The following is a 12,113-nucleotide window of genomic DNA, read 5'->3' as shown; positions in this document are numbered from 1 at the left end:
CGGCTTGGCAAGGACGCTGGATCACAGTGTCGCTGGCCGGGGGTAGCGTTGGATCATGGGAAAGATGCGCGACTCGTTGGACCTCCGGGCACTCCGCTTTGCGGTGGTATTTCCGCTGCTGCTCGCCGCCGCATTTGCTGTGTGCGCACTCATGTTGCGCAACAACCTTCCTGAGCCCGTCGCCATTGCGTGGAACGCCGACGGCGGAAGCAGCTTTGCGCCGTTCGCCGCCTACGTGTCCGGCGGAACCGGCCTCCTGGTCCTGACCGGATGGTTGGTCTTCATCCAAGCGGTTCCGCTCGCCAGGCCGGTGATCATGCGCCGGTTCATGATGGGCTTGGGTCTCATGGTGACACTCTTCATCACCTCCGTGCTGGCCGCCGGCCTCGTGGGACAAACGGGCCTCACCGATGCGCGCAATTCGCACGTTGATGCCACAGTCCTCGCGCTGGGTGCCGGTGCTGCCTTGCCCCTGGGCGTGGTCATGATGATGGCTTTCAAGCCTGATCCGCGCTGGACGCCGGAGGATGACGCCGCCCTCGAAGCCGAAGTAACCATGAAGGAAGACCCCGGCCTGGCAGAGGACTCCATGCTGCTGTGGGTTCACGCGAGAAGCTCGGTGTTCGTGATGATCTGCGTGGCCACCCTGTTTCCTGCCATGTTGATCGCGATTGCGCTCCCGTGGTTGGGGGCATTGCTCGCTGCAACCGCCGTCATAGGAGCGTGCTTCCTCTTCGTCCGGGTGCGCGCTGACCGTGGCGGAGTGCAGGTCTTTGTGGCCGGAGTCCTGAAGGTCTTGACGGTGCCCGCCGTGGACATCGCCGGAGCTGCCGCACAAGAAATCAGGGCCGCCGATTTTGGCGGCTGGGGACTCCGGCACCACGGAGGAGCCACGGCCATCCTCGTGAGTAGCGGACCCGCCGTCGTCGTCCGCCAGGTCAGTGGCCGCAGGGTGGCTTTCAGCGCCGGGACCTCAGCGACGGCGGACCGGCTCGCTGGAATCCTGAACCGCGTCGCGGCCCGTGCCCAGCGCGGGGAGCAGCCTCCTGCTCCCTGAGCGACTGAGGTTCGCCGCGTCAGCAGGCTTCGTCTTAAGAGGTGGGCAACGGCCCGATCCTAGTAACCTAGGAACCGCATCCCTCAACGCCGCGCCCGGCCTTGCCGCGTTCGCGCGCCAGACTGAATGGACTTCCTGTGACCACACCCCGCGTCCACATCGCAACGGACCACGCCGGAATGGAGCTCAGCGCCCACCTGGTAAGCCACTTGACTGCCAAAGGCTACGACGTGGTTGACCACGGACCCAAGGTGTACGACGCCCTTGACGACTACCCTTCGTTCTGCATCAATGCGGCGGCTGCCGTGGTCGCCGACCAGACCGCCGGCGTCCACGCGTTGGGCATTGTCCTTGGCGGATCCGGCAACGGTGAACAAATTGCCGCAAACAAGGTCAAGGGTGTCAGGGCCGCGCTGGCCTGGAACCTTTCCACGGCGAAACTGGCCCGCGAGCACAACGACGCCAACGTGATCGCCGTGGGCGGCCGCCAACACACAGTCGAGGAAGCCACCGAACTGATCGAGGCCTTCCTCGAGGAACCGTTCAGCAACGACGAACGCCACGTCCGCCGGATCGGAAAAATCGCCACTTATGAAAACACCGGCGAAATCCTTGCATAGTGCCTGAAGGGCATTCGATCCATCGCCTGGCACGTCAGTTCCAGGATGTTTTTGCTGGCCGAGTGCTGGAAGTTTCCAGCCCGCAAGGCCGTTTCACGGCGGGTGCCGCGCTTCTGGACGGACACAAGCTGCAGGAAGCGACCGCACACGGTAAGCAGCTCTTCCTCCGTTTTGACCACGGAGTGATCCTTCATGTCCATCTGGGTCTCTATGGTGCCTGGAATTTTGGCGGCGACGAATCCTTCCGCGGGGCCTCGAGCATCGGGGCGCCTCGCCGTATCGGCGAGCGTGAGACTTTCTCGCCGGATGCCGGATTGGGCGCAGAAAACGGAGGAAGTGGCTATTCGGGGCCGCCCGAGCCGGTGGGGGCCGTTCGGGTGCGCCTCGTCTCAGGGAATGGTTGGGCAGACCTGCGCGGCGCCACCACGTGTGCGGCTATCACCGAGGCCGAGGCAGCGACGGTCCTTGCGCGGCTTGGTCCCGATCCCCTTCATAACCTTCCAGGGGACCGCGACGAGTTCATTCGACGGATCCGGCGGCGCAAGACCGCCGTAGGGCTCCTGCTGATGGACCAGTCCGTTGTGGCCGGAATCGGAAACATCTATCGCGCTGAGGTGCTGTTCCGGCAGGGCGTTGATCCGTGGACCACAGGGGGTGCCTTGGACGACGAAACCGCCGGGCTTCTGTGGGATGACACGGTGGCGGCCATGAACGACGGCGTCCGTGACGGGCGGATTGTTACGACCCCTCCGGCTTGGTGGAGCGGCGGGGACGCAGGAGCGCTCGACGGCGAGGCCCACTTTGTCTACAAGCGCCAGGGCCAGCCGTGCCGGCGATGCGGCGAAACAGTGGGGATGGCTGAAATCGGTGCGCGCAAGCTCTATTGGTGTCCCGGCTGCCAGGACTAGCATCTACCTCTGGCCGGGACAATCACGCAGATAGCGCGCTTAAACATGAAGGGCCCCTCAGCGAGGGGCCCTTCATTTTGGAGGGGACGACGGGAATCGAACCCGCGTAATCAGTTTGGAAGACTGAGGCTTTACCATTAAGCTACGTCCCCGGGCAAGACTGCATGCACCCTTGCAGGTGTTCCGCGCATCTTTCCGGCGGCTGTTGAAGCCGGATATAACTAAACCTAATTCAGGGGCCAAGTGTCAAATGTGCATTCTCCGGCGCTATGCCCGTAGACTGTCCTGTGCATTCACGGGGTGTAGCTCAGCTTGGCTAGAGCGCCTGCTTTGGGAGCAGGAAGTCGCAGGTTCAAATCCTGTCACCCCGACTCTGTGTGCCTGTCCCGATCCGGGACGCGGCAGAACCCCATCCCACAAAACCAGGAGTACTTAGACTGTGAAGAGCGCTGTCGAGAACCTCACCGCCACGCGGGTCAAGCTCAACGTTGAGGTTCCCTTTGAGGAACTGAAGCCGAGCATCGATGCCGCTTACAAGACCGTTGCTTCGCAGATCCAGGTTCCAGGGTTCCGCAAGGGCAAGGTTCCGTCCAAGCTGGTGGACCAGCGCGTTGGCCGTGGCTACGTCTTGGAGACCGCCATCAACGATGGCCTCAATGGCTGGTACCAGGCTGCCGTCCAGGAAACCGGCCTCCGCCCGCTGAGCCGTCCCGAGGTTGAAATCACCGAGGTTCCGGACCCGTCCTCGACCGACGGTGAGCTGAAGTTCCAGGTTGAGATCGATGTCCGGCCCGAGGTTGAACTGCCCGACTACGCCGGCATCAAGGTCGAGGTCGCTGCAGCAGAGTCCTCCGACACGGACGTCGACAAGGCCCTGGATGAACTCCGCGGCCGCTTCGGCACGCTGAAGTCGGTTGACCGCCCGGCTGCCGATGGCGACTTCCTGACCATCGACATCACCGCCACGATCGACGGCGCCGAGATCGACTCCGCTACCGGGCTGTCCTACCAGGTCGGCGCCGGCACCATGCTCGAAGGCCTCGACGAGGCCGTCACCGGCCTGTCTGCCGATGAAGAAGCAATCTTCGACACCACGCTGGTTGGCGGCGAGCACGCCGGAGAGGCTGCCCAGGTCAAGGCTGTTGTCAAGACCGTGAAGGAGCGCGAGCTTCCCGAGGCAAACGACGACTTCGCCCAGCTGGCATCCGAGTTTGACACCCTCGCTGAGCTGCGCGAAGACCTCGCTAAGCAGGCCGCTGAGTCCAAGGTGGTCGGCCAGGGCGTCGAAGCCCGCGACAAGGTCCTGGACAAGCTCGTCGAGCTCATCGAGGTTCCGGTTCCGGATTCCGTTGTTGAAGAGCAGCTCGAGGCTCACTTCAACCCGGAGAACGCCCACGGTGAAGGCGATCACGACACCGAGGAACACCGCGCCGAGGTCAAGGCCAACACCGCCCGGGCCTTCCAGAACGAGATCATCCTTGACGCCATTGCCGACAAGGAAGAAGTGAGCGTCAGCCAGAACGAGCTGATCGACTACATCGTCACCACGGCAAGCCAGTACGGCATGGACCCGAACCAGTTCGCCCAGATCATCGATCAGAGCGGCCAGGTTCCCATGATGGTTTCCGAGGTCCGCCGCCGCAAGGCCCTCGCAGTTGTCCTCGGCCAGGCCGAGGTTGTCGACTCCGAAGGCAACAAGGTTGACCTCAGCGACTTCGTGCGGCCCGCTGGCGAAGAGACCGCGAATGTCGAAGAAGCTGAAGAAGCAGCTGTCGTCCCGAGCGACGACCCTGCCGCAGTGAAGTTCTAGTTTCACCTTTCGCCGCCCCCGGATCGCCTGATCCGGGGGCGGCTTGGTTTAAGCCACGTCGGTGCCGGAAAGCCGCACGTCCGCAATCGTGCGCCGTCAGCGAACAGCGGGATTTGGGAGAACAAATCGCCATCGAAAACGGTTAGTGTCCAAGTAGTGAAGATCAGGGATGGCAAGTTCAGCAATGGCCCTGTCACCAGCGAGAGGTAAGTACTTATGTCACAGCACGCAGAGGCCCCCAGGATGGCCACCGTCGATCCAGCGGCCCAAGACAACTACATCTACAACCGTCTGCTGAAAGAGCGCATCATCTGGCTCGGATCCGAAGTCCGTGACGAGAACGCCAACGCGATTTGCTCCCAGCTCCTCCTGCTCTCGGCTGAAGACCCGGAGAAGGACATCTACCTGTACATCAACTCACCTGGTGGCTCCGTGACTGCCGGCATGGCCATTTACGACACCATGCAGTTCATCCCGAACGACGTCGTGACGGTTGCCACCGGACTGGCGGCCTCCATGGGCCAGTTCCTTCTTTCCTCGGGCACCAAGGGCAAGCGTTACGCCACGCCCAACGCCCGCATCCTGATGCACCAGCCTTCCGGTGGCATCGGTGGCACGGCGTCGGACATCAAGATCCAGGCCGAATTGATTCTGCACATGAAGAAGGTCATGGCTGAGCTCACTGCGGAACAGACCGGGCAGACTGTCGATACCATCCTCAAGGACAACGACCGCGACAAGTGGTTCACCGCCGTCGACGCCCTCGAGTACGGCTTCTTCGACAAGATCGCCGCACATGCAGGCTCGGTTGCCGGCGGTGGCGGAACGGCCAACGCCTCGAACTCAGAGAACTAACCGGCACCAGGAAACATTCAGATCAGGAGCAATGAACATGAACTACAACTTTGGATGGTCTGCCGGTAATCTCCCGTCCAGCCGGTATGTCCTCCCGCAGTTCGAAGAGCGCACGCCCTATGGCTTCAAGCGCCAGGACCCGTACACGAAGCTCTTCGAGGACCGCATCATCTTCCTCGGCGTGCAGGTTGACGACGCTTCCGCCGACGACATCATGGCCCAGCTGCTGGTACTCGAGTCCACGGACCCGGACCGCGACATTACGTTGTACATCAACTCCCCGGGCGGCTCGTTCACGGCCATGACGGCCATCTACGACACCATGACGTACATTCGGCCGGAGATCCAGACTGTTTGCCTGGGACAGGCGGCCAGTGCCGCTGCCGTGCTGCTCGCGGCAGGTACTGCCGGGAAGCGTCTCGCACTGCCGAACGCCCGTGTGCTGATCCACCAGCCGTCGCTGTCCGGCGGCCAGGGCGGCCAGGCCTCGGACCTCGAGATCCAGGCCGCAGAGGTCATGCGCATGCGCTCCTGGCTCGAGGATACGCTGGCCAAGCATTCAGGCCGGACGCCGGAACAGGTGAACAATGACATCGAGCGCGACAAGATCCTCACCGCCGCTGAAGCGATGAACTACGGATTGATCGACCAGGTGCTTGATTCCCGCAAGATCAAGCCCCAGGCAATCGCCAGGTAACTGGCCAAAACTCGACGCCGGTGCGGTTCAGGAAATATGGACCGCATCGGCGTTCTGTTTCAACCCAAGCAGACCATTGTGTCCTACAGTGGAAGTTGTCATGGTGGCGCCCCCGCTGCGATCTTGCGAACTTGGCGGATAGGTACGGGGCTGCACCACCCGCATGAAACGAAGGGATTCCCACATGGCTCGGATTGGCGAGAGCACGGATCTGCTGAAGTGTTCTTTCTGCGGAAAGAGCCAGAAGCAGGTGCGGAAGCTGATTGCCGGGCCCGGCGTGTACATCTGCGACGAGTGCATCGAACTCTGCAATGAGATCATCGAAGAGGAGCTTGCTGAAGTGTCGGATCTGGGCAGCTTCGAGTTGCCCAAGCCGCGGGAAATCTTCGATTTCCTCCAGGAGTACGTCATCGGCCAGGAGCCTGCGAAACGCTCACTCGCCGTCGCGGTCTACAACCACTACAAGCGCATCCAGGCGGGTCACGCGCCGAAGACCGGGCTGGGCGAAGGCGGACACCACGAGGACGTGGAGATCGCCAAGTCCAATATCCTGCTGATCGGCCCCACCGGTTGCGGCAAGACCTACCTGGCACAGACGCTTGCCCGCCGCTTGAACGTTCCTTTCGCCGTCGCTGACGCCACCGCCTTGACTGAAGCCGGATACGTGGGGGAGGACGTAGAAAACATCCTTCTGAAGCTCATCCAAGCCGCTGACTACGACGTCAAGAAGGCCGAACAGGGCATCATCTACATCGACGAGATCGACAAGATTTCGCGCAAGAGCGAGAACCCGTCCATCACTCGCGACGTCTCCGGCGAAGGCGTACAGCAGGCACTCCTGAAGATTCTCGAAGGAACGGTGGCCTCGGTTCCACCGCAGGGTGGTCGTAAGCACCCACATCAGGAATTCATCCAGATCGACACCACCAATGTGCTGTTCATTGTGGCCGGCGCCTTTGCCGGACTCGAGGACATCATCGGTTCGCGGTCCGGACGCAAGGGCATTGGATTCGGGGCCCCGCTCAACGAGGTCAAGGACAACGTGGACAGCTACGGCGAGGTGATGCCGGAGGACCTGCTCAAGTTTGGGCTGATTCCTGAATTCATTGGACGCCTGCCTGTGATCACCACAGTGTCCAACCTTGACCGCTCGGCGCTCATCCAGATCCTCTCCAAGCCGAAGAACGCGCTGGTCAAGCAGTACCAGAAGATGTTCCAGCTGGACGGGGTGGAGCTCTTGTTCGACGACGACGCCCTTGACTCGATTGCGGACCAAGCCCTTGAACGTGGCACCGGAGCCCGCGGCCTGCGCGCCATCATGGAGGAAGTGCTGCTGCCGGTTATGTTCGACCTGCCCAGCAGGGACGACATCGCCAGCGTTGTCATCACCGCCGACGCCGTGAACAAGAAGGGCCAGCCCACGATGATCGCGCACGAAGTCGTGGCGAAGCGTCGGAATAAGTCCGCCTAGCCCGAGGTTGGCATACCTGGTGCCGGACGCACATTCTTCCGGCTAGCCGCGCCCCGTACGTTCTATCCGAGGAGTTCCCTGTGCCCGAGACCGCAAACAAGGTTGATTTCTGGTTCGACCCCATGTGCCCTTTCGCCTGGGTGACATCCCGCTGGATCGGCGAAGTAGAAGACGTCCGCGGCATCGAGACCACCTGGAACGTCATGAGCCTTTCCGTGCTCAACGAGGGCCGCGAACTTCCGGCAGAGTACGCCGAGAAGATGGAGCTTGGCTGGGGACCGGTCCGGGTCATCATTGCCGCCCGCGAGCTGCACGGAAACGAGTACATCAAGCCGCTGTACGACGCGATGGGTTCACTCATCCACCACGATGGCGTCAAGGATTTCGCCCAGGTCATCTCCAAGGCCCTGGCTGAAACCGGCCTGCCCGCCGAGTTGGCCCGCTTTGCCGATTCCGAGGAATACGACGTCCAGCTGCGTGCCAGCCACGAATCCGGTATTTCCTTGGTGGGCCAGGACGTGGGGACTCCGGTGGTCGCGGTCAACGGCACCGCGTTCTTCGGCCCCGTCCTGACCCGTATTCCCCGCGGCGAAGAAGCTGGCCGAATCTGGGATGCCACCGTCACGCTGGCCGGCTACCCGCACTTCTTCGAGCTCAAGCGCAGCCGCACGGAAAGCCCCGAATTCAACTAGGCCGGAATCCGGCTCGCCGTTGAACGGCTCGCGGTTGATCTAGTTGCGGTTGGGCGAACCCTTGCGCAGCTATTTCAAGAAGCGGGACGTTCTACGGTCCGCCAGGATCTTTCCGTTTGTTTGGCAGCTCGGGCAATACTGCAAAGCGGTGTCGGCAAAGGACACCTCGCGGATCGTGGACCCGCACACCGGGCATGGCTGGCCCGCCCTGCCATGCACCCTCATGGTGCTCCGCTTCGCGTCCTTGAGCTCGTTGGAGGCTTTTCCGGTTGCGGCTGCGACAGCCGCACCCAGGACGCTTTCGATGGCCTCATAGAGGACCTGGGTGGTATTCCTGTCCAGCGACTTGGCGATCGCGAACGGTGAAATTCTGGCTGCGTGGAGGATCTCGTCGCTGTAGGCGTTCCCGATGCCCGCGATGACACTCTGGCTGCGGAGCAGTCCCTTGATCTGGTGAGAGCTTGTGGTGAGGATCCCGGTCAAGGTTTCGGCGGTGAATTCCGGGCTCAGGGGGTCCGGACCCAGGGTTGCGATACCCGGGACGTCCATTGGGCTTCGCACCACGTACACGGCCAGGCTTTTCTTCGTGCCGGCCTCGGTCAGATCCACGCCGACATGGGTTGAGCCATCGCTCTTGGTGAAGCTGAGCCTGGCGGCAATATTGCTGCCGCCCATCCGTAGCTGGGCCTGCGACGGCTGTTCGGTGTAGCGCAGCCATCCGGCCTTGGCGAGGTGGAAAATGAAATGGATCCCCTCGGCGTCGAGACTGACGAACTTGCCGAAGCGCTCCACTCCGAGGACTTTCCGACCCTCCAGGGACGAATACGGCGGATCGGCGGTCTTGAGCACCGCAAAGGAGGTGATCTGGATCTTCGTCAATTCGGCACCGAGAAGATTCCTGCCCAGGAAGGCGGCTAGTCCGGCCACTTCGGGAAGTTCTGGCATAGCAACACTGTCCCACAAAGCACCCAGCTGCCAGAACCCCGGAGGCCAGTCACGAACGCCAGGAATTACATGCCAGTAGTTCCGGAAGAGGGCTTGTGCTGGCTGCGACGCGGGTCAAGAATGGAACTTACCCACTTCGAAAGAAGAGGGACACGGAAACCAAAGATTCAGTGATATGCATCTGACGCAGCCTTCGGCAAAGTTGGATGCAAGCTACCAGTGACGGGGTAGGAAGACCTGAAAGTCCGAGGATTCCGCCAGACTGTCAAGACGTCACCGGACAGCCGAAAAGTCGAAGCCCCACCAACGGCTAAACGCTGATGGGGCTTCCCCTTTGCCCGGAAATTCACGGCGGACCCGGACATTCCCGGCGGACCCCGAAATTCCCGGGCTCTTCGATACTAGGCCTGCGCGGGCTCCTCGGCAGGTGCCAGGACCACGTCGCTCACCGTGAGTTCTCCGTCAGCGGCTACCAGCGAAATCTCCTGCGCGTTGGCTGCAGCTTTCAAATCTCCCAGTCCGGCTTCCAGCTGCGCAACAAAGGAATCTGCCGCAGTGATCGTGGCGGAGAGAACTTCGGTGCGCTGCTTGACCTTGGCCTCTGACTTGGCCTTGCGGATGCCGCTCAGCGCAATGCCAACGGTGCCCAGCATGGTGGTGTCGCCGTCGACGATTTCCAGGGCCGCCGGCCACGCCGCACGGTGCACCGAGCCTGCGCGCCACCAGCTCCAGACTTCTTCGGTGGCGAAGGGCAGGAACGGCGCGAACAGGCGCAACAGTGTATCCAGTGTGGTGGCGAGGGCAGCGAGCACGGAGGCCTGCTCCGTCTCACCGGCAGCACCGTAAGCGCGGTCCTTGATGAGCTCAACATAATCGTCAGTGAACTGCCAGAAGAACGATTCCGTGATCTGGAGGGCGCGTGCGTAGTCGTAGTTGTCGAACGCCTTGGTGGACTGGGCCACCACGTCGGCCAGCTGTGCCAGCAGCGCACGGTCCAGGGGGTTGCCCAGGACGGACAGGTCCGCGCCGACAACCGAGTTCTCGGTTGCGCCCAGGTTCAGCACGAACTTGGAGGCGTTGAGCAGCTTGATGGCCAAGCGACGGCCGATCTTCATCTGGGCGATCTCGTAGGCGGTGTCCGCGCCGAGCTTGGCCGAGGCAGCCCAGTAACGGACGGCGTCGGAACCGAATTCGTTGAGGACGTCGGTTGGAACCACCACGTTGCCCTTGGACTTGGACATCTTCTTGCGGTCCGGGTCCAGGATCCAGCCCGAAATGGCAGCGTGCTTCCACGGCGCGCTGTCCTGGAGGGCGTCGGCCCGCACGGCCGAGGAGAAGAGCCAGGTGCGGATGATGTCGTGGCCTTGGGGGCGGAGGTCGAAGGGGTAGACCTTGCCGAACAGTTCCTCGTCACGGCTCCAGCCGCCCACGATCTGCGGTGTCAGGGAGGACGTGGCCCAGGTATCCAGGACATCCGCGTCACCGATGAAGCCGTTGGGCTGCTCGCGCTGGGACTCGTGGAAGCCGGGAGCCGCGTCTGCCGCAGGGTCTACGGGAAGGGACTCGTCGGACGGCAGGATGGGGTTTGCGTAGTCCGGGTTGCCCTGGGCATCCAGCGGGTACCAGACGGGGATCGGCACGCCGAAGAAGCGCTGGCGCGAAACGAGCCAGTCACCGTTCAGCCCGGAGATCCAGTTTTCGTAGCGGGAGCGCATGAAGGACGGGTGGAACTCGATCTCGTGTCCGCGAGCGATCAACCGTTCGCGGCGGTCCTCGTCCCGCCCGCCATTGCGGATGTACCACTGGCGCGATGTGACAACTTCAAGGGGCTTGTCGCCCTTCTCGAAGAAGTTCACGGGGTGCGTGATCTTCTTGGGCTCGCCGTCCAGCAGATCGGCGGCAATGAGAAGCTCAACCACCGCCTCCTTGGCAGAGAACGCCGTCTTGCCGGCAATCGCCGCGTAGGCTTCCTTGCCGGCGTCGGTGGTGATCCACTCAGGTGTCTCGGCGATGATGCGGCCGTCGCGGCCCATGATGGCGCGGGTGGGCAACTGCAGTTCGCGCCACCAGGTGACGTCAGTGAGGTCGCCGAAAGTACAGACCATGGCGATGCCGGAGCCCTTGTCCGCCTTGGCGAGCGGGTGTGCCTTGACCTCGAGCTCTACGTCGAACAGGGGGGACGTGACGGTCTTGCCGAACAACGGCTGGTAGCGCTCGTCGTCGGGATTTGCCACAAGAGCCGCGCACGCCGCGAGCAGTTCCGGCCGCGTGGTCTCAACGTAGATCTTCTGGCCATCGGAGCTGAAGAAGGGGTAGCGGTAGTACGCGCCTGCAACTTCGCGGTCCTCCAGTTCGGCCTGCGCGACGGCGGTACGGAACGTCACGTCCCACAACGTGGGAGCCTCGGCCATGTAGGCGTCGCCGGCGTTCAGGTTCGCGAGGAAGGCGCGCTGGGACACCGCACGGGAAGTGTCATCGATAGTGCGGTACGTGAGGTCCCAGTCCACGGACAAGCCAAGGGTCTGGAACAGGTTCTCGAAGACCTTCTCGTCCTCGACGGCGAGTTCCTCGCAGAGTTCGATGAAGTTCTGCCGGGAGACGACGTCGAAATCGCGCTGGTTCTTTGCAGGCTCCGCCGGCGGGCGGTAGTCGGCGTTGTACGGAATGGCGGGATCGCAGCGGACGCCGTAGTAGTTCTGGACGCGGCGCTCGGTGGGCAGGCCGTTGTCGTCCCAGCCCATCGGGTAGAACACGTTCTTGCCGGTCATGCGCATGTAGCGGGCCTGGACATCCGTCTGCGTGAACGAGAACATGTGGCCCACGTGGAGCGAACCCGAGGCGGTAGGCGGGGGAGTGTCGATCGAGTAGACCTGCTCCCGGGTGGTGTCCGGGTTGAACTTGTAGGTTCCCTCGTCCAGCCAGCGCCGCGTCAGGGCAGCCTCAAGGCCTTCAAGGGCCGGCTTGTCGGGAACGTTGATGGGGGTGGTGGCGGGCGTGTCTGTACCCTGCGTTGATTCAGCCATGGGCCAATTGTTTCATCTTCTCGCACCGGTTCTTG

General features: G+C 62.5%; 10 protein-coding genes and 2 tRNA genes. 9 read left to right on the top strand and 3 right to left on the bottom strand.

Going from position 1 to position 12,113, the window contains the following annotated elements; translation table 11 throughout:
- Positions 1 to 55: 55 nt before the first annotated feature.
- From LFT43_RS12070 to LFT43_RS12060, 3 genes are all read left to right on the top strand, one after another.
- Entirely contained in the window at positions 56 to 1,057 is a 1,002-nt protein-coding gene (locus LFT43_RS12070; protein ID WP_395797075.1) for a hypothetical protein, read from the top strand.
- Positions 1,058 to 1,236: 179 nt separating this feature from the next.
- Positions 1,237 to 1,677: a ribose-5-phosphate isomerase gene (locus LFT43_RS12065; RefSeq protein ID WP_395803043.1), complete on the top strand. Its 441-nt coding sequence runs from the start codon at positions 1,237 to 1,239 to the stop codon at positions 1,675 to 1,677.
- Positions 1,677 to 2,585, top strand: coding sequence for an Fpg/Nei family DNA glycosylase (locus LFT43_RS12060; protein WP_395797073.1), 909 nt, complete (start codon positions 1,677 to 1,679; stop codon positions 2,583 to 2,585). The genes LFT43_RS12065 and LFT43_RS12060 overlap by 1 nt, the downstream gene beginning before the upstream one ends.
- 78 nt (positions 2,586 to 2,663) lie before the next feature.
- Here the strand turns inward: LFT43_RS12060 and LFT43_RS12055 are convergent.
- Positions 2,664 to 2,737 (bottom strand) — tRNA-Gly (locus tag LFT43_RS12055).
- Positions 2,738 to 2,881: 144 nt separating this feature from the next.
- Here LFT43_RS12055 and LFT43_RS12050 point away from each other — a divergent pair.
- The 6 genes from LFT43_RS12050 (at position 2,882) to LFT43_RS12025 (ending at position 8,110) form a co-directional block, all read left to right on the top strand.
- Positions 2,882 to 2,956: transfer RNA gene (locus tag LFT43_RS12050), tRNA-Pro, on the top strand.
- Positions 2,957 to 3,024: 68 nt separating this feature from the next.
- The gene (gene tig / locus LFT43_RS12045; RefSeq protein WP_395797071.1) at positions 3,025 to 4,395 is read left to right on the top strand and encodes a trigger factor; all 1,371 of its coding nucleotides are present in this window, start codon (positions 3,025 to 3,027) and stop codon (positions 4,393 to 4,395) included.
- A gap of 243 nt (positions 4,396 to 4,638) precedes the next feature.
- A complete protein-coding gene (locus LFT43_RS12040) occupies positions 4,639 to 5,250 on the top strand; it encodes an ATP-dependent Clp protease proteolytic subunit (RefSeq protein WP_234749995.1) in 612 nt (203 codons plus the stop codon).
- Between the two features lie 37 nt (positions 5,251 to 5,287).
- Positions 5,288 to 5,947, top strand: coding sequence for an ATP-dependent Clp protease proteolytic subunit (locus tag LFT43_RS12035; protein WP_234749864.1), 660 nt, complete (start codon positions 5,288 to 5,290; stop codon positions 5,945 to 5,947).
- A gap of 184 nt (positions 5,948 to 6,131) precedes the next feature.
- Positions 6,132 to 7,418, top strand: a complete 1,287-nt coding sequence (gene clpX / locus LFT43_RS12030; protein ID WP_265979940.1) for an ATP-dependent Clp protease ATP-binding subunit ClpX — start codon at positions 6,132 to 6,134, stop codon at positions 7,416 to 7,418.
- 122 nt (positions 7,419 to 7,540) lie between these two features.
- Positions 7,541 to 8,110 (top strand): disulfide bond formation protein DsbA, encoded by a 570-nt coding sequence (locus LFT43_RS12025; protein WP_395803041.1) that lies wholly within the window; start codon positions 7,541 to 7,543, stop codon positions 8,108 to 8,110.
- Positions 8,111 to 8,179: 69 nt separating this feature from the next.
- Here the strand turns inward: LFT43_RS12025 and LFT43_RS12020 are convergent, their stop codons facing one another.
- Positions 8,180 to 9,055 (bottom strand): Fpg/Nei family DNA glycosylase, encoded by an 876-nt coding sequence (locus tag LFT43_RS12020; protein WP_395797068.1) that lies wholly within the window; start codon positions 9,053 to 9,055, stop codon positions 8,180 to 8,182.
- A gap of 401 nt (positions 9,056 to 9,456) precedes the next feature.
- Positions 9,457 to 12,078 (bottom strand): valine--tRNA ligase, encoded by a 2,622-nt coding sequence (gene valS, locus LFT43_RS12015; RefSeq protein WP_395797066.1) that lies wholly within the window; start codon positions 12,076 to 12,078, stop codon positions 9,457 to 9,459.
- Positions 12,079 to 12,113: the final 35 nt, after the last annotated feature.

This window comes from Arthrobacter sp. FW306-04-A, assembly GCF_044358315.1.
In the GTDB taxonomy this organism is placed as follows: domain Bacteria; phylum Actinomycetota; class Actinomycetes; order Actinomycetales; family Micrococcaceae; genus Arthrobacter.
The sequence above is the reverse complement of the archived record's forward strand: the minus strand, read 5'-3'. Positions and strand labels throughout refer to the sequence as shown.

Bases quoted from the DNA above. Each gene is read 5' to 3' on its own strand.
- LFT43_RS12070 (WP_395797075.1), top strand. From the start codon at position 56: ATGGGAAAGATGCGCGACTCGTTGGACCTCCGGGCACTCCGCTTTGCG.
- LFT43_RS12065 (WP_395803043.1), top strand. From the start codon at position 1,237: ATGGAGCTCAGCGCCCACCTGGTAAGCCACTTGACTGCCAAAGGCTAC.
- LFT43_RS12040 (WP_234749995.1), top strand. From the start codon at position 4,639: ATGGCCACCGTCGATCCAGCGGCCCAAGACAACTACATCTACAACCGT.
- LFT43_RS12035 (WP_234749864.1), top strand. From the start codon at position 5,288: ATGAACTACAACTTTGGATGGTCTGCCGGTAATCTCCCGTCCAGCCGG.
- clpX (WP_265979940.1), top strand. From the start codon at position 6,132: ATGGCTCGGATTGGCGAGAGCACGGATCTGCTGAAGTGTTCTTTCTGC.
- LFT43_RS12025 (WP_395803041.1), top strand. From the start codon at position 7,541: ATGTGCCCTTTCGCCTGGGTGACATCCCGCTGGATCGGCGAAGTAGAA.
- LFT43_RS12020 (WP_395797068.1), bottom strand. From the start codon at position 9,055: ATGCCAGAACTTCCCGAAGTGGCCGGACTAGCCGCCTTCCTGGGCAGG.
- valS (WP_395797066.1), bottom strand. From the start codon at position 12,078: ATGGCTGAATCAACGCAGGGTACAGACACGCCCGCCACCACCCCCATC.